17 protein-coding genes and 2 pseudogenes are annotated in these 21,819 nt (G+C 59.0%); 9 read left to right on the top strand and 10 right to left on the bottom strand.

What is annotated here, in order from left to right:
• Positions 1-93: 93 nt before the first annotated feature.
• On the bottom strand, positions 94-2,685 hold the full coding sequence (locus tag RHM58_RS14520) for a glycosyltransferase (RefSeq protein WP_201201037.1): 2,592 nt from the start codon (positions 2,683-2,685) through the stop codon (positions 94-96).
• Between the two features lie 221 nt (positions 2,686-2,906).
• On the opposite strand from RHM58_RS14520, the gene tcdA reads away from it, so the two are divergent.
• Positions 2,907-3,725, top strand: a complete 819-nt coding sequence (tcdA, locus tag RHM58_RS14525; RefSeq protein WP_123405731.1) for a tRNA cyclic N6-threonylcarbamoyladenosine(37) synthase TcdA — start codon at positions 2,907-2,909, stop codon at positions 3,723-3,725.
• Positions 3,726-3,830: 105 nt separating this feature from the next.
• Here the strand turns inward: tcdA and RHM58_RS14530 are convergent, their stop codons facing one another.
• From RHM58_RS14530 to RHM58_RS14550, 5 genes are all read right to left on the bottom strand, one after another.
• The gene (locus tag RHM58_RS14530) at positions 3,831-4,241 is read right to left on the bottom strand and encodes a SufE family protein (protein ID WP_201256209.1); all 411 of its coding nucleotides are present in this window, start codon (positions 4,239-4,241) and stop codon (positions 3,831-3,833) included.
• Entirely contained in the window at positions 4,238-5,443 is a 1,206-nt protein-coding gene (locus RHM58_RS14535; RefSeq protein ID WP_201201040.1) for an aminotransferase class V-fold PLP-dependent enzyme, read from the bottom strand. The genes RHM58_RS14530 and RHM58_RS14535 overlap by 4 nt, the downstream gene beginning before the upstream one ends.
• Before the next feature lie 161 nt (positions 5,444-5,604).
• Complete coding sequence (gene dapD, locus RHM58_RS14540; RefSeq protein ID WP_201201041.1) at positions 5,605-6,639, bottom strand: 2,3,4,5-tetrahydropyridine-2,6-dicarboxylate N-succinyltransferase; 1,035 nt, start codon at positions 6,637-6,639, stop codon at positions 5,605-5,607.
• A 33-nt stretch (positions 6,640-6,672) separates the two neighbouring features.
• Positions 6,673-6,981 (bottom strand): arsenate reductase, encoded by a 309-nt coding sequence (locus tag RHM58_RS14545; RefSeq protein WP_242486321.1) that lies wholly within the window; start codon positions 6,979-6,981, stop codon positions 6,673-6,675.
• A 429-nt stretch (positions 6,982-7,410) separates the two neighbouring features.
• Positions 7,411-7,605 (bottom strand): hypothetical protein, encoded by a 195-nt coding sequence (locus tag RHM58_RS14550; protein WP_322270621.1) that lies wholly within the window; start codon positions 7,603-7,605, stop codon positions 7,411-7,413.
• 293 nt (positions 7,606-7,898) lie between these two features.
• Between RHM58_RS14550 and RHM58_RS14555 the strand changes: the two genes are divergently transcribed.
• Positions 7,899-9,530, top strand: coding sequence for a Na+/H+ antiporter (locus RHM58_RS14555; protein ID WP_201201043.1), 1,632 nt, complete (start codon positions 7,899-7,901; stop codon positions 9,528-9,530).
• Here the strand turns inward: RHM58_RS14555 and RHM58_RS14560 are convergent.
• The 4 genes and pseudogenes from RHM58_RS14560 to map form a co-directional block, all read right to left on the bottom strand.
• On the bottom strand, positions 9,523-10,284 hold the full coding sequence (locus RHM58_RS14560) for a hypothetical protein (protein ID WP_322270622.1): 762 nt from the start codon (positions 10,282-10,284) through the stop codon (positions 9,523-9,525). The two genes, RHM58_RS14555 and RHM58_RS14560, sit on opposite strands and share 8 nt — an antisense overlap.
• Before the next feature lie 175 nt (positions 10,285-10,459).
• Positions 10,460-11,660: pseudogene (gene dapC / locus RHM58_RS14565) on the bottom strand (succinyldiaminopimelate transaminase).
• 193 nt (positions 11,661-11,853) lie between these two features.
• Positions 11,854-14,557, bottom strand: a pseudogene (locus tag RHM58_RS14570) ([protein-PII] uridylyltransferase).
• A gap of 44 nt (positions 14,558-14,601) precedes the next feature.
• Complete coding sequence (gene map, locus RHM58_RS14575) at positions 14,602-15,384, bottom strand: type I methionyl aminopeptidase (RefSeq protein WP_201201055.1); 783 nt, start codon at positions 15,382-15,384, stop codon at positions 14,602-14,604.
• Positions 15,385-15,757: 373 nt separating this feature from the next.
• On the opposite strand from map, the gene rpsB reads away from it, so the two are divergent.
• The 7 genes from rpsB to ispC all read left to right on the top strand — a co-directional run bounded on the left by rpsB (position 15,758) and on the right by ispC (position 21,818).
• Positions 15,758-16,495, top strand: coding sequence for a 30S ribosomal protein S2 (gene rpsB / locus RHM58_RS14580; RefSeq protein WP_003219330.1), 738 nt, complete (start codon positions 15,758-15,760; stop codon positions 16,493-16,495).
• Between the two features lie 187 nt (positions 16,496-16,682).
• Positions 16,683-17,546: a translation elongation factor Ts gene (gene tsf / locus RHM58_RS14585; protein ID WP_201201057.1), complete on the top strand. Its 864-nt coding sequence runs from the start codon at positions 16,683-16,685 to the stop codon at positions 17,544-17,546.
• Positions 17,547-17,758: 212 nt separating this feature from the next.
• Positions 17,759-18,502 (top strand): UMP kinase, encoded by a 744-nt coding sequence (gene pyrH, locus RHM58_RS14590; RefSeq protein WP_003172271.1) that lies wholly within the window; start codon positions 17,759-17,761, stop codon positions 18,500-18,502.
• A complete protein-coding gene (frr, locus tag RHM58_RS14595) occupies positions 18,499-19,056 on the top strand; it encodes a ribosome recycling factor (RefSeq protein ID WP_201201059.1) in 558 nt (185 codons plus the stop codon). Before pyrH ends, frr begins: the two co-directional genes overlap by 4 nt.
• Positions 19,057-19,069: 13 nt before the next feature.
• A complete protein-coding gene (gene uppS, locus RHM58_RS14600) occupies positions 19,070-19,825 on the top strand; it encodes a polyprenyl diphosphate synthase (protein ID WP_201201068.1) in 756 nt (251 codons plus the stop codon).
• Entirely contained in the window at positions 19,825-20,631 is an 807-nt protein-coding gene (locus tag RHM58_RS14605) for a phosphatidate cytidylyltransferase (RefSeq protein ID WP_201201070.1), read from the top strand. Before uppS ends, RHM58_RS14605 begins: the two co-directional genes overlap by 1 nt.
• Positions 20,628-21,818, top strand: a complete 1,191-nt coding sequence (gene ispC / locus RHM58_RS14610; RefSeq protein WP_201201072.1) for a 1-deoxy-D-xylulose-5-phosphate reductoisomerase — start codon at positions 20,628-20,630, stop codon at positions 21,816-21,818. The genes RHM58_RS14605 and ispC overlap by 4 nt, the downstream gene beginning before the upstream one ends.
• Position 21,819: the final 1 nt, after the last annotated feature.

A 21,819-nucleotide genomic window follows, 5' to 3' on the forward strand; every position in this document is an offset into this window, starting at 1 on the left:
CGTTAAACCGGGCCCGGCCAAGGCCTGCAAAATGGCGGTTATCTTAAAGCAAAACGGCGGCCATTGGCCGCCGTTTAGTGCATCTGTACTGATTTAGACAGCCGGTGCAGGCTCAGGCTCGGCAACCGGTTTGGGCAGCGAAGACAGGAACGCCATGATCAGCGCCGCCAGGTACGGCAGCGACTGCACCAGCAACATGATCACCCAGAAGCGCATGTCGTTGCTCGGCAAGCCGTTCACCAGGAAGATCCCCAGCGCAGCGCCCCACAACAGCAGCATGATGAACATCTCTTCGCGAGCTTCCGAAATCGCCACCCAGAAGCCGTGGTTATCGGCGTTTTTCGGCGTGCGGAAGAACGGAATGCTGCTGGTGAAGAAGCCGTACAGCACCGCTTTGGCGATGGTGTGCGACAACGCCAACCCGGCCAGTGCCGCGCAGAACGCATCTTTCAGGTTGACCCCGACCGCACGACGGTACAGGAAGATGATCTTGCCAACCTTGAACACGAACAACGCCAATGGCGGGATTGCAAAAATCAACAGCGGTGGATCGACCCGTTGCGGCACGATGATCATCGCTGCCGACCACAACAGGGCGCCGACGGTGAAGAAGATGTTCATGCCATCGGCAACCCAGGGCAACCAGCCCGCGAGGAAGTGGTAGCGCTGGCCACGGGTCAGCTCGGTGCCCTTGCCGCGCAGCAAACTGGCGGTGTGACGCTTGATGATCTGAATCGCGCCATAGGCCCAGCGGAAACGCTGTTTCTTGAAGTCGATAAAGGTATCGGGCATCAAGCCTTTGCCGTAGCTGGTGTGGTAATACGCCGCCGACAAGCCTTTTTCGAATACGCGCAGGCCCAACTCGGCGTCTTCACAGATGCACCAGTCGGCCCAGCCGAGTTCCTCGAGCACCGAGCGACGGGTCATGGTCATGGTGCCGTGCTGGATGATCGCGTCACGGTCGTTACGGGTGACCATGCCGATGTGGAAGAAACCTTTGTATTCCGCGTAGCAGAGCTTCTTGAAGGTGCTTTCGTTCTGGTCGCGATAGTCCTGTGGCGACTGCACCACGGCGATTTTCGGATCGGCGAAGTGGGGCACCATGTGCTTGAGCCAGTTCGGGTCGACGCAGTAGTCCGAGTCGATCACCGCAATGACTTCGGCATCCTTGGCGGTGTGCGGAATCAGGTAGTTCAGCGCGCCACCCTTGAAACCGGCCAACGGGGCGACGTGGAAGAACTTGAAGCGCGGGCCGAGGGTTTCGCAGTAATCGCGCACCGGTTCCCAGACCGCCGGGTCCTTGGTGTTGTTGTCGATGATCAGGACTTCGAAATCCGGATAGTCGAGGTTGGCCAGGGCGTTGAGGGTCTGTTTGACCATCTCCGGCGGTTCGTTGTAGCACGGTACGTGAATCGAGACTTTTGGTCGGTAGTCCGAATCACCTTCGACCGGCAGGAATTCTCGCCGGCGCTTGTGGGTCCAGACCGCTTCGGCCAGTTCGTGGGCCTCGGTCAGCAGCACGATAAACACCCCGAGCGCACCGAGGGCGAGCAAGAAGCCCACCGTCAGGCTGAACCAGGTGCTGTATTGCTGGCTGTAGTCGTAGCCGATCCACACCAAAACCGAACCGCACAGGAAGGCGATAAAGGTCAGGAAGGTCCGGCCACGCTGGCGCAGGGCCGAGCCGTCGATCATCAGCAAGGTCAGGGACAGCAACGCCAGTACGGCCGAGCCGATCGCCAGCACGCGCCATTGCGGAATCGCGACCACCGGGCCTTCGAAGTTGAATTTCTGTTGGCGCGCGGCGTTGAACACGCCCCAATACGCGCCCACCGAGCCTTCGTCGCTGGCTTTCCACGGCTGGTCAAACGCTTCGATCACGAAGTAGTTGAAGCCCTGGCGGTTCAGCTTGTTGACCAAAGTCCGCAGGTAGATCGCCTGATCCGCCGGGCTCGCATCGGTGCCGCCACGCATCCGGCCGTTGCTCGGCCAGCCAACCTCCGAAAGCAGCAGTGGTTTTTTCGGGAACATCTTTTTCAGGTCCCGGGCGCGGTCGAGGACGAACTGACCGGCCTTGTCCACCGGGATGAATTCCCAGTAGGGCAGAACGTGCGCGGCGATCAGGTCGACGTGCTTGGCCAGTTCCGGGTGTTCTTCCCAGACGTGCCATTGTTCGGACGTGGTCACCGGCACTTTCACGGCGGCGCGGACGCGATCGAGGATCACGCTCAGGTCCTTGGCGGTGATTTCCTTACGGAAGATCGCCTCGTTACCGACCACCACGCGAACCACACTGCGGGAGGTGTTGGCCAGTTCGATGGCGCGCAGGATCTCGCGCTCGTTGCGTTCCTGGTCCGGGCTGATCCAGATCCCCAGGGTCACCCGCAGGCCGAACTCTTCCGCCAGTTTGGGGATGTCCTCCAGCGTGCCGTCGACCGAGTAGGTACGGATGTTGTCCGTCAGCTTGCTCATGATCTCCAGGTCGCGACGCATTTCATCGTCGGTCGGGTACTGGTCTTTCTGTGGGTACTGGTCTTGTTGAAACGGCGAGTACGAAAAACCGGAGATCTGTTCAGGCCAGTTGGGGGCGGAGACCGGGCGGTTAATCAGCGCCCAGAAGCCGGTAAACAAGGCTGCGATGGCGAGCACCACGACCAGGTTGAGTCCAAATTTACGCGATGACATAGTTTTTTTCGGGTTCCAAAGGCTGTGGAACGAAGGAACGGTTGGCGGCTGGCTGCCGGGGGCAGGGCGCGCATCCTACACTGGAGGTTCTCTGACCGTACAGCGAACAGGGAAATGCCCGGCATTGGGCACTGCGGTTTCACATAAGTTCTTACACTTATAGCCGGAAGGTTAAAAGTTCTCGCGCTGTGGCCCTATAATGCGCGCCGGTTTTTGGGGTAATGGTCATGAGTACAGAAGATCCGCGGTTTGCTGGCATCGCTCGTTTGTATGGCATTGAAGGCCTGGAGCGCTTGCGCGCGGCCCATGTGGCGATCGTCGGTGTCGGCGGCGTTGGTTCCTGGGCGGCGGAAGCCGTTGCCCGCTGTGGCGTGGGCGAGATTTCGCTGTTCGACCTGGACGACGTCTGCGTCAGCAACGCCAACCGTCAGTTGCATGCGCTGGACAGCACCGTCGGCAAACCCAAGGTCGAAGTGATGGCCGAGCGTCTGCGCGGGATCAACCCGGATTGCACGGTGCACGCGGTGGCGGACTTCGTGACGCGCGAAACCATGGCCGAGTACATCACGCCGAACATCGACTGCGTGATCGATTGCATCGACAGCGTCAACGCCAAGGCTGCGCTGATTGCCTGGTGCAAACGCCGCAAGATCCAGATCATCACGACCGGCGGTGCGGGCGGGCAGATTGACCCGACGCTGATCCAGGTCTGCGACCTCAACCGTACTTTCAACGATCCGCTGGCCTCGAAAGTGCGCTCGACGTTGCGCCGTGACTACAACTTCTCCCGCACCGTGACCCGCCATTACAGCGTGCCGTGCGTGTTCTCGACCGAGCAGCTGCGCTACCCGAAACCGGATGGCAGCATTTGCCTGCAGAAGAGTTTTGTCGGCGATGGCGTGAAGCTCGATTGCGCCGGCGGGTTTGGCGCCGTGATGATGGTGACGGCGACGTTCGGCATGGTCGCGGCGACCAAGGCTGTGGATAAGATTGTGGCGGGTGTGCGGCGGCCTGCGGATCGGGTTAAACCTGAAGCTTAAGGTTGCGGCTGATGGCCCCCATTGGAATGCGTTCCCGTGTAGGAGCGAGGCTTGCCCGCGAAGGCGTCTTGCCTGACACACCGCTTTCGCGGGCAAGCCTCGCTCCTACAGGGGCGCGGCCAACTCATTCATCCGCTGGAGTACGGCATTCAGGCCATTACTGCGCGACGGCGACAGTTGGCGACTGAGCCCGAGCTGGTTAAACCACTCGGGCAAATCCACCTGCTGCAACTCGGCCGCCGACAACCCGTTGACCCGCGCCAGCAGCAACGCCACCAACCCGCGAATCAATCGCGCATCGCTGCTCGCGGCAAACTGCCAGTGCCCAGCCTGCAACGCGCCCACCAACCAGACCTGGCTTTCACAGCCATGCACCCGGTTCGCGTCGACTTTATCCACAGCGCTCAACGCTGGCAGGCGGTCGCCCCATTGCATCAACAGGCGCGCCCGTTGTTCCCAGCCAGCGGCATTCTGAAAAGTCTCCAGCGCTGTAACGGCTTCGGCGGGCAAGCTCATCGCAATAACTCCAGCGCCTGATCCAGCGCTTCAAAGAAGCGTTCCAGATCTTCGGAATCGTTGTACAGCGCCAGCGACACCCGAATCGCCCCGGCCAGCTCGAAGCTTTTGAGTAGGGGCATGGCGCAGTGATGACCGGCGCGCACGGCGATCCCTTGCTCGGTCAGCAAATGCGCCAGGTCCGAGTTATGCACACCCTCGACGACAAAACTGGCCAGTGCCAAGTGCGGTTTACCCAGCAGTCGAATGCCATTGCGCGCCTCTAGACCTTTGAGCAAATAGTCATGTAGCGCCGCTTCGTGAGCAGAAACCGCTTCCTGATCCAGTCCGCCGAGATAATCCAGGGTCGCCCCCAGACCAATTACGCTGGCGATTGGCGGCGTACCCGCCTCGAAACCCAGCGGTGCCGGGCGAAAGCGCGCGTCGTGGTAGTTGGCGTCCAGCACCATCTCACCGCCGAATTGCCACGCACGCACTTGTTCAAGGGCTTCGTTACGCCCGAACAGCACACCCAGGCCATCGGGGCCATAGAGCTTGTGGCTGGAAAACACATAAAAGTCGCAACCCAGCGCCTGAACGTCGTGCCGGCCATGGACCACGCCCTGCGCGCCATCGACGACGGTCAGCGCGTTGTGGGCCTTGGCCAGCGCCAGCAACTCGGGCAGCGGCTGCCAGGCGCCAAGTACGTTGGACAACTGGCTGACCGCCAGCAATCGGGTGCGTGGGCCGATCAACTGCGCGGCAGCCTCAAGGTCGATCACACCGTCGGCATCCAGCGGCAAAATCACCAGTTTCAGCGCGCGGCGCAGGGCCAGTTGCTGCCAGGGCAATAGATTGGCGTGGTGCTCCAGGGCGCTGATGACAATCTCATCGCCTGGATTGAATAGATGTTCCAGGCCATAGGCCAGGAGGTTCAGCGCCGAGGTAGCGCCGTGGGTGAAGATGATCTGCCCGCAATCGCCAGCGTTAAGCCATTGGGCGACCTTGCTGCGGCTGTCCTCGAACGCCTGGGTGGCGTGGGCGCCGGGCAAGTGTTGCGCCCGATGCACGTTAGCCGCGCCATTAGCGTAGTAATGCGCCAGGGCATCCAGCAGGGCTTGAGGTTTTTGTGTGGTGGCGGCGTTGTCCAGATACGTCTGGTCTTGCCGTTGCAATGCGGCGATCGCCGGAAAATCGGCGCGCCAGGGAGAAGGAATCATCATGTTGTTCGGCCCTGGTGAACATGGGCGGGGTGTACGCCTGACCTCCCTGACCTTGTAGGAGCGAAGCTTGCTCGCGAAGCTTTTGGCGTCAGTGAAGACGCCTTCGCGGGCAAGCCTCGCTCCTACAAGTGCAGGGTGCAGGTGATCGTGTGACGCTCTGCTTAGTTGTGAGCGTGCAGCGCTTCGTTCAGTTCGATGGCCGATTTGTGGGTTTTGCATTCCACGGCACCGGTCTCCGAATTGCGGCGGAACAGCAGGTCAGGTTGACCGGCCAGTTCACGGGCCTTCACGACTTTGACCAGTTTGTTGTTTTCGTCCAGCAGCGCGACCTTGGTGCCAGCGGTCACGTACAGGCCCGATTCAACGGTGTTGCGGTCGCCCAACGGGATACCGATACCGGCGTTGGCGCCGATCAGGCAGCCTTCGCCAACCTTGATCACCATGTTGCCGCCACCCGACAGGGTGCCCATGGTCGAGCAACCGCCGCCCAGGTCCGAACCCTTGCCGACGAACACGCCAGCCGACACGCGACCTTCGATCATGCCCGGGCCTTCGGTGCCGGCGTTGAAGTTGACGAAACCTTCGTGCATTACGGTGGTGCCTTCGCCCACGTAGGCGCCCAGGCGGATACGCGCTGCGTCAGCAATACGCACGCCGGCCGGAACCACGTAGTCGGTCATTTTCGGGAACTTGTCCACCGAGAACACTTCCAGCAGCTCGCCGCGCAGACGGGCTTCCAGTTGATGCTCGGCCAGTTCGGTCAGGTCGATAGCGCCTTGGCTGGTCCAGGCAACGTTCGGCAGCAGCGGGAACACGCCGGCCAGGTTCAGGCCGTGCGGCTTGACCAGACGATGGGACAGCAGGTGCAGCTTGAGGTAGGCCTCCGGCGTGGAAGTCAGTTGCACGTCTTCGGCCAAAATGGTCGCGACCAGCGGCTTGTGGCTCTCGGCCAGACGGGTCAGCAATGCGGCCTGGCCGGCGTCGACGCTTTTCAGCGCTTCAGCCAGTTGCGAGGCCTGTGCAGTGCTGAACGCGATGGCCTGGTTGCCTTCGGTGTAGCCCAGAACCGGAGCAATAGCGGCGATCAGTTCGGCCGACGGGTTGAGCAGTGGCTGTGCGTAAAACACTTCCAGCCATGCGCCTTGACGGTTTTGAGTGCCGACACCAAAGGCCAGGCTGAACAGAGTATTGGACATGTTGATACCTCTAACAAAAAGGAACGGGCTGCCTTACTTGAGTGCGGCCGCGTAGATATCTGGCTTGAAGCCAATCAGGGTTCGGTCACCGAGATCAAGCACCGGGCGCTTGATCATCGAGGGTTGTGCGAGCATCAATTCGATGGCTTTCGCTTGGTCGAGATCGGCTTTGCGTTCGTCTTCGAGTTTGCGAAAGGTCGTGCCTGCACGGTTCAACACCACTTGCCAGCCGTGCTCGTCGCACCATTGGGTCAGGTGTTCACGGTCGATTCCGGCCGTTTTGTAATCATGGAAGTCATAGCTGGCAGCGTGTTCATCGAGCCAGGTGCGCGCCTTTTTCATGGTGTCGCAGGCTTTGATGCCGAAAAGGTGCAACGTTTTACTTGAAACGGTCAAGGAATTGCCCCCTTTACAGGTGCTGGAAAAAAAGGTGACGGATTATGCCATGGCCTTCCAGTTAAAACGCAAAACCTGTAGGAGCTGAGCTTGCTCGCGATAGCGCCAGGTCAGTCAACATTGATTTCGACTGACACGCCCCTATCGCGAGCAAGCTCAGCTCCTACAGGTTTTGCGGTGTTTGCGGGCGATGCGACATTGGTGCAACGGCCAGCCGTCAGTCTAAGCGGCTAATATGACATCAGCTATCTGCGTCGCAACGGTGCTTTGCGAGGTAGCCAGGCAATTTGATGAAAGAGTGGGAAACCTGGCGGACTACGCTAACCAAAGCCGCGTCTGAGGAATGACATGTGAGCAGGTTTTTGACGGGCCTGGTTACCAAGCGTTTATTTTTGAGCGCTCATACTCGACCCAGTTGACCCAGTCTTCCTGCATGGCTGGATTGCTATACCCTGCGCCGATGCGTGAAATATCTACTTCTTTGTCAAGCGCAATCTTGCTCGCTTCAAATCCTTTGCGAAATTTATCGTCGCTGTCTTCACCTAACAGCATTCTTAACCAAGCAAGCATCTTCGTTCCTTGAGTGGGGTATATGCCCTGCACTCTATAGCGATGATTACTGACTGGATGTAGGGCGTTTCCTAAACATTCCCCGCACATTGAAAAACCGCTTCAAGACCGGGTTTTTGTAGTGATCCCTCGTCTTGAATGAGGTTTACACCGTCTTGTCTCCTTGCAGGAAGGGCAATGGATTCTGGCGCAAAACACAGTCAGCGCGATTACACGCTGACTTTTAAATGGTCGTCAGTCCAAGCGGCTAATATGGCACTTCAATGCTGTCGATAGCCTGGGAAAAGCGCTTTATGCAAACCGCCTACACCGTCCTGATCATGCTGATGTTGGTCGGCGTTTCACGCCTGATCGGGCGAGTGATCCCGCTGCCGTTGCCGTTGGTGCAGATCGGTGCGGGCGCTTTGCTGGCTTGGCCGACGTTGGGGCTGCATGTGGCGCTTGATCCGGAACTGTTCCTCTTTCTGTTTCTGCCGCCGTTGTTGTTTTCCGATGGCTGGCGCATGCCCAAGCGTGAGTTGTGGCGCTTGCGCGGGCCGATCCTGACCCTGGCCGTGGGGTTGGTGCTGTTCACCGTGGTCGGCGCCGGGTATTTCATTCATTGGCTATTGCCGAGTATTGCGCTGCCGGTGGCGTTCGCATTGGCGGCGGTGTTGTCGCCGACCGACGCCGTGGCGGTCTCGGCGATTTCCCAGAACCGCTTGCCGACACCGTTGATGCACATGCTCCAGGGCGAGGCTTTGATGAACGACGCCTCGGGCCTGGTGACCTTCAAGTTTGCCTTGGCGGCGGCCATAACCGGGGTGTTTTCCCTGGCCAATGCCAGTCTGACGTTCGTGTTGGTGGCAGTGGGTGGTCTGGCCACCGGTGTGGCGCTGAGTTGGCTGGTCGGTCGCTTGCGCTCGTGGATGATCGCCCGAGGCTGGGATGACCCGGCGACTCACGTGGTGTTCATGCTGTTGCTGCCGTTCGCCGCTTACGTACTGGCCGAACGGCTCGGTGCCTCGGGCATTTTGTCGGCAGTGGCAGCGGGGATGATGCAGAGCTGGCTCGACCTGCTGCCGCGTCAGACCAGCACGCGTTTGCTCAATCGCAGCGTCTGGTCATTGCTGGAATTCGCCTTCAACGGCTTGATCTTCCTGCTGCTGGGCTTGCAGCTGCCGGACATCATCAAGGCGGTGGCCAGCCAGGAAGCGTCAATGTGGCCGACGTTGCTCTACCGTTGCCTGGACGTTGTGGCGGTTTTTATGGTGTTACTGGTGTTGCGGTTTATCTGGGTGCAGAGCATTTGGCGGGTGTCGGGGCTGCTGCGGCGATGGCGCGGTAAGGGCGAGCTGACGCTGGTGCCCACGGCGCGGTCCTGCTGGTTGCTGACGGTCGGTGGCGTACGCGGCGCGGTGACCCTGGCGGGTGTGCTGTCGGTGCCGCTGTTGATGGGGAACGACGCGTTTCCCGAGCGTGACCTGCTGATTTTCATCGCCGCCGGGGTGATTCTGCTGTCGCTGATTGCCGCGTGCATCGCCTTGCCGCTGTTGTTGCGTGGTATCGAGAAAAGCCCAGACGACAAGCGCCGCAATGAAGTGCGCGACGCCTGGCGAAAAACCGCTGAAGCGGCGATCCATGCGCTGGAAGTCGAAGAGGCCAAGCCTGTAGATGCGGCAGAGGCGGCGTTGGCGGCGGAGCTCAAGGCGCGAATCATGTCCGAGTATCGTCATCAACTGGAAGTCTTTAACGATTCCGCCGAAGCCCAGGCCTTGGCGTTTCAGATGGATTTGCTGGAGCGCCGCTTGCGTTTGAAAGCGCTGCGGGCGCAACGCCTGGAGTTGTACAGCCTCAGTCGTCATCACCAAATTGGTGATGACGTACTGCGTGAAGTATTGGGGGAGCTGGATTTAAGTGAGGCTAATCTGGGGCAGGTCAAATAGGTTCACTTTGCACGTCAGGGTAAGGGTAGGCCTCGGCCATGAACGCCTTGTCCTTTTCACTGAGCACCAGATTCAGGTCAATCTTGAAGCCATCGTCGGTCCATTCCTCATGGATGGCGTAGTGCATGATGGACTTCGGATCATAGGCTGAGTGCCTGACTTCATTGGCATCCAGGCGCTTGAGGTAGCGTTCGTCGAGCATCGTGCGCATGTAGTGATCTTCATCCGCGTGTTCATCCGCGCCAAAGGCCTCATACAACTTTCGCCTGTTCCACGGAATGGTCATTTCGGGATGTTGGTGTTCATGTTGGGCGCCCAGTACATGGCCAAACTCGTGCATCACATTGGCGGCAAAAAACGCCGGCATGCGCATGTCCGGTGACAGTCCCATGGTCGGGCCTTCTTCATGTAGCAAGGCATCTGTACCGACCGTCGACCAGTAAGTGCCCGGCGCGACAATAATGCGGATATCACCTTCTTCACCGTCGACGAAGTCGAACTTCAGATTGATGTGCGGTAACCAATTGTTTGCGGCGGCTTTGGTTGCATCCTTGAATACTTGATCACCGCTTAGAAAGGCAATGCGCAATGTGCGGCCCGGTGCCCAGAAGTGAGTGTGCTTGACGGCTGCACGCTTTCGGCGGCGTCCGGGTGTAGACGCGCCGCGATTCGCAGGGTTTTCGGCGATGGCGACTTCATAAGAAGCATTGATGTCGTCGGCTACTTTAATTTGGCAGGGTAGTGCGTTGTTCATTGTGGACTTCCATGTACATTAAAACTTATGCCTGAGTCATTTCGGGCATTTGGTATGTAATGAAAGGCTAAGCGAGATGCGCCAAGTTGTTAAGTTTAAAAATGAGTGAGGCTGTTACTTTATAAGAACAAACCCGCGCGGCATTGCACCGGGCGGGTTATATAGTGGCGACTGCTTATGACTTGTTGGTAATAAACGCGCGAATTCGTTCGGCCGCTTCGACACACTCCGCCAGCGGCGCAACCAATGCCATACGCACGCGCCCGGCGCCCGGATTGAAACCATCAACGTCGCGGGACAGATAAGACCCCGGCACTACAGTCACATGTTCTTGCACAAACAAATCCCGGCAGAACGCCTCGTCATCGCCTTCAACGCTTGGCCAGAGGTAGAAACCACCGTCCGGACGCTGCACATCCATCACCGGGCTGAGGATTTCCAGCACCGCATCGTACTTCTCGCGATACAGCGCCCGGTTGGCGCGTACATGCACTTCGTCGTTCCATGCAGCGACACTGGCCAGTTGGGTTTGAACCGGCATCGCGCAGCCGTGGTAGGTGCGATAGAGCAGGAAGCCCTTGAGGATGTCGGCATCACCGGCCACAAAACCCGAACGCAGGCCCGGCAGGTTGGAGCGCTTGGACAGGCTGTGGAAGACTACGCAGCGCTTGAAGTCCTTGCGGCCCAGTTCGACGCAGGCGCTGAGCAGACCGGCTGGCGGGGTTTGTTCGTCGAAGTACAGCTCGCTATAGCACTCGTCGGCGGCGATCACAAAGTCGTATTCGTCGGCCAAGGCGATCAGCTTTTTCAGGGTTTCAACCGGGATCAACGCGCCGGTCGGGTTGCCCGGCGAGCACAGGAACAGGATCTGGCAGCGTTTCCAGATGTCTGGCGAGACGGCGTCGAAATCCGGGTTGAAGCCGTTTTCGTCCAGGCATGGCAGGTAATGCGGCTTGGCACCGGCGAGGAACGCGGCGCCTTCGTAGATCTGATAGAACGGGTTCGGGCTGACCACCAGCGCGTCTTCGCCACGATTGACCACGGTTTGGGTGAAGGCAAACAGCGCTTCACGGGTGCCGTTGACCGGCAGTACATTGCGCGCCGGGTCGAGCCAGCCGCTTGGGACGTTGAAACGACGTTCACACCAGGCGGCGATGGCTTCACGCAGAGCCGGGATACCGAGGGTGGTCGGGTACACGGCCATCTGATCCAGGTTGTTGGCCAGGGCTTCGGCGACAAAGCTTGGCGAACGGTGCTTCGGTTCACCGATGGACAACGCGATAGGGCGCTTGTCCGGGTTTGGCGTGACGCTAGCCGAGCAGGGCGCGGAGCTTCTCGAACGGGTAGGGCTGCAACTGGGTCAGAGCGTTGTTCATCGATAGATCTCATGCAATGTGGGCGCTGGCTTTTGTGGCGAGGGGCTTGCCCCCGTTCGGCTGCGCAGCTGTCGTAAACATTGTATGCGGTGTACCTGATACACCGCGGTTGCAGATTTTTGGGCCGCTTCGCAGCCCAACGGGGCAAGCCCCTCGCCACACAAGCCCGCTCCAACAGGGGAAATTTGTTAGTTCAAATGCTGATGCGCGACAGTTTGATATCCGGTTCGTGGCTGACGCTCAACTGTTCAACGATTGCATCCTGCAAGCGGCTGCACAGCAGCGGGTCGGACAAGGGCTGGTTGTGTGCGTCGGTGATAAAGAACACGTCTTCCACGCGCTCGCCGAGGGTGGCAATCTTGGCGTTCTGCAACGACAGGTCGAACTCGAGGAAGATCGTGCCGATCCGCGCCAGCAGGCCCGGGCGGTCGGGTGCGCTCAGCTCCAGTACTGTGACCGGGCGCTGGGCGTCGTTGTGGATCGTCACCTGTGGTGCAAACGCGAAATGCTTGAGCTGGCGCGGTACCCGGCGCTGGATGATCGTCGGGTAGTCGTCCGGGTTACGCAGGGCTTCGGTCAGGCCCTCGCGGATCTGCTTGACCCGCGTTGGATTGTCACCGATTGAGTCGCCGTCGGTGTCGAGCACGATGTAGGTGTCGAGGGTGAACTGACTGCTGGAGGTGATAACCCGGGCGTCATGAATGTTCAGGTTGAGCTGGTCCATCGCGGCCACGGTCACGGCGAAGAAGTCATGCTGGTCCGGCGCGTAGATGAAGATCTGCGTGCCGCCTTCGAATTCGCGCTGGGTGGTTTCCTTGATCAGCACCAGCGGGCCGCCGTCGGCCGGTTGCTGGAGGATCGCGTCACTGTGCCAGGCCACATCGCCAGCGGTATGACGCAGGAAATAGTCATCGCCCAATTGCGCCCACAACTGCTCGACATCGTCCGGGTCGGTGCCGCCGCGCACCAGGATGTCCAGGGCAGCGCTCTGGGTCTGGCGGATTTGCTCTTCGCGGTCCACCGGGTTTTCCAGGCCGCGGCGCAAGGCACGCTTGGTCTCGGTGTAGAGCTGGCGCAACAGGCTGGCGCGCCAGGAGTTCCACAGCGTCGGGTTGGTGGCGTTGATGTCGGCGACGGTCAGCACGTACAGATAATCGAGATGGGTTTCATCGCCGACAATCTGCGCGAAGTCGTGAATGACCTGCGGGTCGGACAAGTCCTTGCGCTGGGCGGTGGTCGACATCACCAGATGGTTTTGCACCAGCCAGACGATCAGCCGGCTATCCCATACCGGCAACTGATGGCGCTGGCAAAAGGCTTCGGCATCCACGGCGCCAATGTCCGAATGGTCGCCGTGCCGGCCCTTGCCGATGTCGTGGTACAGGCCGGCCAGGTAGATCAGTTCGGGCTTGGGCAGTTTGCCCATGAGCTTGCTGGCCAGCGGGAATTTTTCCGACACCTGGGTGTACTGCAACTTACGCAGATGCTTGATCAGGTTCAGGGTGTGAGCGTCGACCGTATAGATGTGAAACAGGTCGTGCTGCATCTGCCCGACGATAAAGCCGAACTCCGGCAAATAGCGCCCAAGGATGCCGTAACGGTTCATCCGTCGCAGGTTGCGGTGAATGCCGATCTTGCACTTGAACAGCTCGATGAACAGGCTGGTGTTGCGGATGTCGTTGCGGAAGTCGTCGTCGATCAAGTGACGGTGTTCGCGCAGCAGACGGATGGTATCGGCGCGAACGCCTTTGATCTCCGGTTGCTGGGCCATCAGCACGAAGATCTCGAGCATGGCGAACGGCGTGCGGCGGAACACGTTGTTGTTGCGTGCCTCGATGTAGCCATCGTGCAGTTGGAATCGCGAGTTGATCGGCTGCGGCGGCGCTTCGTCTTCCGGCGCGAGGATGACTTCCTCGAAATGCTGGATGATCAGGTCGCTGAGCTGGGCAATGCTCATGACCACCCGGTAATACTGCTGCATGAAGTTTTCGATGGTTTGCTTGGCGTCATCGCCTTTGAAGCCCAGCAGCCCGGCGATGGAGCGCTGGTGGTCGAACAGCAAGCGGTCCTCGGAGCGCCCGGCGAGCATGTGTAGGGCGTAACGGACCTTCCACAAGAACTCCTGGGACGAGGCCAGCAGGGCGTTTTCGCTCTCTACCAAAAAGCCTTCGCCGGCCAGGGCCCGCAAGTTGAGGGTGCCGTACTCGCGACGGGCGACCCAGAGAATCGTCTGAATATCCCGCAAGCCGCCAGGCGAGCCTTTGACGTTGGGTTCCAGGTTGTATTCGGTGTCGTTGTACTTGTGGTGACGGGCCTTCTGCTCGGCACGTTTGGCCAGGAAGAAGTCCTTGCTCGGCCACATGTGCGCGGTGCTGGTAACGTCCAGCATGCGCTGGCGCAAGCGCTCGGGGCCGCAGATGGTGCGGCTTTCCATCAGATTGGTGACGACCGTCAGGTCGGCGCGGGCCTCGACGGCGCATTCGTCCACCGAGCGAACGCTCTGACCGACTTCCAGGCCGATGTCCCACAACAGGGTCAGAAAACGCTCGATGGAATCGCGGAAGACTTCGTGGTCAGCGCTGTCCAGCAGGATCAGCAGATCAATGTCGGAATAGGGGTGCAACTCGCCGCGACCGTAGCCGCCGACCGCGACCAGCGCGATGTCGGCGTCTTCGCTCCAGTTGAACTGCTCCCAAGCCTTTTGCAGGATGTTATCGACGAACCAGGCGCGATCCTCGATCAGCCGGCGAATGTCCCGGCCGCTGCGAAAGCGCCCGTCGAGCACCTCGCGCAGCCGGGCGAATCGCCTTCTTGAAGGCCGCGATCGGGCTTGCCTTCAGGGCTAGTTCAGCCTGGAACTGGCCACGGTCGAAGAGTTCGGGATCCACCTGCGGCATCGATTGGCTTTCCTTTCTATAAGGCTATGGGCAGAACGGGTCGATCAGGCCGAAACGCGCGCGATAGTGTCATCGGCGCGCAGGGTGAAGATCTCATAACCGGTGTCGGTCACCAGCAGGGTGTGTTCCCACTGGGCGGAAAGTTTGCGGTCCTTGGTGATCGCGGTCCAGCCGTCGCCCAGTACCTTGGTATCGGCCTTGCCCTGGTTGATCATCGGCTCGATGGTGAAGGTCATGCCCGCCTTGAGTTCCATGCCGGTGCCGGCGCGGCCGTAGTGCAGGATCTGCGGCTCTTCGTGGAACACCTTGCCGATGCCGTGGCCGCAGAACTCGCGAACCACCGAGAAACCGTTCTTCTCGGCGTGTTTCTGGATCACTTCACCAATGTCGCCCAGGCGGCAGCCGGGTTTGACCAGTTCAATGGCTTTGTACATGCATTCCTGAGTGATCTGCGACAGGCGCTCGGCCCAGACCGGCACGGTACCGACGTGGAACATACGGCTGGTGTCGCCGTGGTAGCCATCCTTGATCACCGTGACGTCGATGTTCAGCGTGTCGCCATCCTTCAGCGCTTTCTCGTTCGGGATACCGTGGCAGACCACGTGGTTGATCGAGGTGCAGATCGACTTCGGGAAGCCTTTGTAGTTGAGCGGGGCAGGGATGGCTTGCTGCTCGTTGACGATGTAGTCGTGGCAGATGCGGTCCAGTTCTTCGGTGGTGATGCCCGGTTTGACATGTTCGGCAATCATTTCCAGCACATCGGCGGCCAGTTTGCCGGCGATCCGCATTTTTGCGATGTCCTCTGGGGTTTTGAGGGTGACGGTCATACAGGCTCTCTCTGCGCTCAATGGCGCTTTCTAATTCGGAATGGGCGTTGCGCGGTTGATATTCGCGGCCCTGAAAAACGCGATTCTAACAGACGATCAGCGCAAATCTGAGCCTCTGTGCATCGCTTCTCTCTATAGATAGGCGCATTCTTGAGCGATTCCAAGGGCGCGATTGAAGGCGCGCGCCAGGAATTGAGAATTCGGGTTCCGTTTTTTACAGCCTTGTGATATAAAATGCGCCGCTTTCCGGGTATACCCCGAAAGGCTTAAATCCACACACGTGTCGACACGATGACCTGGGTGCCTTCAGCTGATGCTGCTGGTTGGTCATTGGGATACGTGGAGGCCAAACCCGACTTATTAAGGAACTATCATGTCCCAAGTCAACATGCGCGATATGCTGAAGGCCGGTGTGCACTTCGGTCACCAAACCCGTTACTGGAACCCGAAAATGGGTAAATACATTTTCGGCGCGCGTAACAAGATCCACATCATCAACCTTGAAAAAACCCTGCCAATGTTCAACGAAGCTCTGACTTTCGTAGAGCGTCTGGCCCAGGGCAAAAACAAGATTCTGTTCGTTGGCACCAAGCGTTCCGCTGGCAAGATCGTTGCTGAAGAAGCAGCACGTTGCGGTTCGCCGTACGTCGATCACCGCTGGTTGGGCGGCATGCTGACCAACTTCAAAACCATCCGTGCTTCCATCAAGCGTCTGCGTGACCTTGAAGTGCAAGCCGAAGACGGTACTTTCGCCAAGCTGACCAAGAAAGAAGCGCTGATGCGCACTCGCGATCTTGAGAAGCTCGATCGTTCCCTGGGTGGTATCAAGGACATGGGCGGTCTGCCAGACGCACTGTTCGTTATCGACGTTGATCACGAGCGCATCGCGATCACCGAAGCCAACAAGCTGGGCATCCCGGTTATCGGCGTAGTCGATACCAACAGCAGCCCGGAAGGCGTTGACTACATCATCCCAGGCAACGATGACGCAATCCGCGCTATCCAGTTGTACATGGGTTCGATGGCTGACGCTGTAATCCGCGGTCGCAACCACGTTGCTGGCGGCACCGAGCAGTTCGTTGAAGAAGCTCCGGTAGCAGCAGCTGAGTAATTGACGCCTTGGCGTTAACTCAGTAAGCAAAAAGGGGCTTGGCCCCTTTTTGCCACCTCGAAAACCGTTTGTCGGCAGCGCAGCTACAGCTTTGTAACGTGCAGCGGCTACAAGAAGGTTCGGGAAGAATTGAACGCCCGTTTGATCGGGTGGAATGGTTGATAACCTATCCAAGAGGATTTTTGAAATGGCAGAGATTACTGCAGCGTTGGTTAAAGAACTGCGTGAGCGTACTGGCGAAGGCATGATGGATTGCAAAAAGGCCTTGACCAAGGCCGGCGGCGACATCGAAAAAGCCATTGATGACATGCGTGCTTCTGGCGCTATCAAGGCTGCCAAGAAAGCAGGCAACGTGGCTGCTGAAGGCGCAATCTCTCTGAAGGAAGACGGTAAATCCGCCGTTCTGCTGGAAGTGAACTCGCAGACCGACTTCCTGGCTTTGCAGGATGACTTCAAGGCATTTGTCGCTTCCAGCGTTGAAAAAGCGTTCGCTGACAAACTGACTGACGTTGCTCCGCTGATCGCCGCTCAAGAAGCCGATCGCCTGGTTCTGGTCGGCAAGGTTGGCGAAAACGTCAACATCCGTCGCCTGGCTCGCGTTGAAGGTGATGTTGTTGGTGGTTACCTGCACGGCAACAAGATCGGTGTTGTGGTTGCCCTTAAAGGCGGCAGCGTTGAGCTGGCCAAAGACATCGCCATGCACGTAGCGGCGACCAACCCTGAATTCCTGCTGCCATCGGAAGTTTCCGCTGAAGCGGTTGAGCGTGAGAAGGGCGTGTTCCTGACCCTCAACGCTGACAAGATCGCCGGCAAGCCAGAAAACATTGTTGAAAACATGGTCAAAGGCCGTATCAGCAAGTTCCTGGCTGAAGCGAGCCTGGTTGAGCAGGCGTTCGTCAAGAACCCTGAAATCAAGGTTGGCGAACTGGCCAAGAAAGCCGGTGCTGAAATCGTTTCCTTCACCTACTTCAAAGTAGGCGATGGCATCGAGAAGCCGGTCGACAACTTCGCTGAAGAAGTTGCTGCCCAGCTGGCTGCCGCCAAGCAATAAGACGGTTTTTTAAACTGTCGCCCTGAAGAGGCTGCCCGCTTACGCGCGCAGCCTCTTTTCAGATGGGGTATCAATTTTTTAATTGGTTTCCCTTTGGAACTGGCTTACAAAGCCATGTTCCGATGGCGCTGAAGCAGCGCCAAGCTAGAGTGAACGCCAGCTGTAAACAGCTCGCAAAGAATTTTTAAAATACGCCGCAGGAGAGATTCGCAATGGCTCAGCAGGGCAGTGGTTATCAGGCTCGCTATAAACGCATTCTACTCAAGCTTAGCGGCGAGGCCCTGATGGGCTCGGAAGAGTTCGGGATTGATCCGAAAGTTCTGGATCGCATGGCGCTGGAAGTTGGCCAACTGGTCGGCATCGGTGTACAGGTCGGTCTGGTGATCGGCGGCGGCAACCTGTTCCGCGGTGCAGCGCTGAGCGCGGCCGGTATGGATCGGGTAACGGGTGACCACATGGGCATGCTGGCCACTGTGATGAACGCCCTGGCCATGCGTGATGCGCTGGAGCGTGCCAATATCTCGGCCATCGTGATGTCGGCCATTTCCATGGTTGGCGTGACCGATCACTACGACCGTCGCAAGGCCATGCGCCACCTGAACGCCAAGGAAGTCGTGATTTTCGCGGCCGGTACTGGCAACCCGTTCTTCACCACGGATTCGGCCGCTTGCCTGCGTGCAATCGAAATCGATGCCGATGTCGTGCTCAAGGCGACCAAGGTCGATGGCGTCTACACCGCCGATCCATTCAAAGACCCGCATGCCGAGAAGTTCGATCATCTGACTTACGATGAAGTGCTGGATCGCAAGCTGGGCGTGATGGATCTGACGGCCATTTGCCTGTGCCGCGACCACAAGATGCCGTTGCGCGTTTTTAACATGAACAAACCTGGCGCCCTGCTGAATATCGTGCATGGCGGCGCTGAAGGGACCCTGATCGAGGAAGGCCAACAATGATCAACGAAATCAAGAAAGACGCTCAAGAGCGTATGCAGAAATCCCTGGAGTCTCTGTCCCATGCATTTGGTCAGATTCGTACCGGCAAGGCGCACCCGAGCATCCTCGGTAGCGTGATGGTTCCTTACTACGGCGCTGACACCCCATTGAGCGGCGTTGCCAACGTTACCGTGAAAGATTCCCGGACCCTGCAGGTCGTGGCGTTTGAGCGCAACATGCTCGCGGCCGTCGACAAGGCAATCCAGAGTGCTGGCCTGAACCTCAACCCGACCAACCTGGGCGAGTTGCTGCTGATCTCCATGCCTGCCCTGACTGAAGAAACCCGCAAGGGCTTCACCAAACAGGCGCGTAGCGCAGCTGAAGATGCTCGCGTTGCCGTGCGCAACATTCGCCGCGACGCACTGGGTGAGCTTAAGAAACTGGTCAAGGACAAGGAAATCAGCGAAGACGAAGAGCGTCGTGGCGCTGCCGATATCCAGAAGCTGACCGACAAGGCTGAGGCTGACATCGATGCAGCCACCAAGCAAAAAGAAGCGGACCTGATGGCCGTATAAGGGTCCCGTTTTCATGGATAAGACCAAGCAGACTGCGCCGTCCGCGGTGCCGCGCCATGTCGCGATCATCATGGATGGTAACAATCGCTGGGCGAAAAAACGCTTTATGCCGGGTGTTGCCGGGCATAAAGCGGGTGTGGATGCCGTTCGTGCAGTGATCGAGGTGTGCGCCGAGGCCAAGGTCGAGGTGCTGACCCTGTTCGCCTTCTCCAGTGAAAACTGGCAGCGTCCGGCCGATGAAGTCAGCGCCTTGATGGACCTGTTCTTCAAGGCGTTGCGTCGTGAGGCCAAGCGCCTCAACGACAACAACATCAGCCTGCGCATCATTGGCGACCGTTCGCGTTTTCACCCCGAGCTTCAAGCTGCCATGCGCGAAGCCGAGGCGATTACTGCCGGTACCAATCGCTTTATCCTGCAGATCGCCGCCAACTACGGTGGTCAGTGGGATATCGCACAAGCCGCACAGCGTCTGGCGCGCGAAGTCCAGGCCGGGCATCTGCGTCCGGAAGACATCACCCCGGAATTGCTGCAAACCTGTCTGGTGACTGGCGATCTGCCTATGCCGGACTTGTGCATTCGTACCGGTGGCGAGCACCGCATCAGCAATTTCCTGCTGTGGCAGCTGGCTTACACCGAACTGTACTTCTCCGACCTGTTCTGGCCGGACTTCAAACACGACGCCATGCGCACTGCGCTGGCCGATTTCGCTTCTCGGCAGCGCCGCTTCGGTAAGACGAGCGAGCAGGTCGAGGCTGGAGCCCGGGTTTAATGCTTAAACAACGAATCATCACTGCGCTGATCCTTCTACCGATTGCCTTGTGCGGGTTTTTCCTGCTCGAAGGCTCCGGTTTTGCGCTGTTCATCGGGCTGGTCGTGACCCTGGGTGCATGGGAGTGGGCTCGTCTGGCAGGTTTCACTGCTCAGCCGATTCGTGTTGCCTATGCCGCTGTGGTCGCGCTGATGCTGTTTGTCATGCATATCCTTCCCGGGCTCGCGCCTTGGGTGTTGGGCGCCTCTGTGCTGTGGTGGGCGGTGGCAACCTATCTGGTGCTGACGTATCCACGCTCCAGCGAACACTGGGCCAGCGCGGCCTGCAAACTGGTGATCGGCCTGTTGATCCTGTTGCCGGCCTGGCAAGGTCTGGTGCAGATCAAGCAAGAGCCTTTGGGCAACTGGCTGATCATGGCGGTCATGGTGCTGGTCTGGGGTGCCGATATCGGTGCGTACTTTTCCGGTCGGGCTTTCGGCAAGCGCAAGCTCGCGCCGCAGGTCAGTCCTGGCAAAAGCTGGGAAGGCGTCTACGGTGGCCTGGCGCTGAGCCTGGTTATCACGTTGATTGTCGGCCTGGTTCGCGACTGGACGGTGGCGGAGCTGTTTAAAGGTCTGATCGGCGCAGCATTGATCGTGTTCATTTCGGTGGTGGGCGACCTCACCGAAAGCATGTTCAAGCGCCAGTCCGGGATCAAGGACAGCAGCAATCTGCTGCCGGGTCACGGCGGTATTCTGGACCGTATCGATAGCCTGACGGCGGCGATCCCCGTGTTTGCGGTGCTGTTGTGGATGGCGGCACCGTGAGCCGCCCACAGCAGATTACCGTTCTGGGGGCGACCGGTTCGATTGGCCTGAGCACCCTGGATGTCATTGCTCGTCATCCCGAGCGCTATCAGGTTTTCGCGCTGAGTGGTTTCACTCGACTGAGTGAGCTGCTGGCCTTGTGTGTACGGCACACTCCACGTTATGCGGTCGTGCCTGAAGCGGGCGCTGCCCGTGGTTTGCAGGACGACTTGCACGCGGCCGGTCTGTCGACTCGTGTTCTGGTGGGGGAGGAGGGCCTTTGCCAGGTCGCTGCCGATCCTGAGGTCGACGCGGTCATGGCGGCCATCGTTGGCGCGGCGGGCTTGCGCCCGACCCTGGCGGCAGTCGAGGCGGGCAAGAAAATCCTGCTGGCCAACAAGGAAGCGCTGGTGATGTCCGGTGCGCTGTTCATGCAGGCTGTGCGCAAAAGCGGATCGGTACTGCTGCCGATCGACAGCGAGCACAACGCGATTTTCCAGTGCATGCCACAGGATTTTGCTCGTGGTCTGGGGGCAGTCGGTGTGCGTCGGATTTTGCTGACAGCCTCTGGCGGTCCGTTCCGACAGACGCCGATGGCTGAGTTGGCGCATGTTACTCCCGAGCAGGCATGTGCCCATCCGAACTGGTCCATGGGTCGCAAGATCTCGGTCGATTCGGCCAGTATGATGAACAAAGGGCTCGAGCTGATCGAAGCCTGCTGGCTGTTCGATGCCAAGCCCTCCCAGGTCGAAGTGGTGATTCACCCGCAGAGCGTTATTCATTCGCTGGTCGATTATGTCGATGGTTCGGTATTGGCGCAGTTGGGCAATCCGGACATGCGTACGCCAATTGCCAACGCCCTAGCCTGGCCAGAACGCATCGACTCGGGGGTCGCACCGCTGGATCTGTTTGCCATCGCACGTCTGGATTTCCAGGCGCCCGATGAAGAGCGTTTTCCATGTCTGCGCCTGGCTCGACAGGCGGCAGAGGCTGGCAATAGCGCGCCGGCGGTGCTCAATGCGGCAAATGAAGTGGCTGTTGCAGCCTTTCTCGATGGACGGGTTCGTTACCCGGAAATCGCGAGTATCATCGAGGAAGTCTTGAATCTTGAACCTGTGGTTGCGGTAAACGATCTCGAGGCGGTGTTCACGGCAGACGCCAAGGCGCGTGTGCTGGCCGAGCAGTGGTTGAGTCGTCACGGGCGATAAG

It is taken from the genome of Pseudomonas sp. 10S4 (genome assembly GCF_034344865.1).
GTDB lineage: Bacteria > Pseudomonadota > Gammaproteobacteria > Pseudomonadales > Pseudomonadaceae > Aquipseudomonas.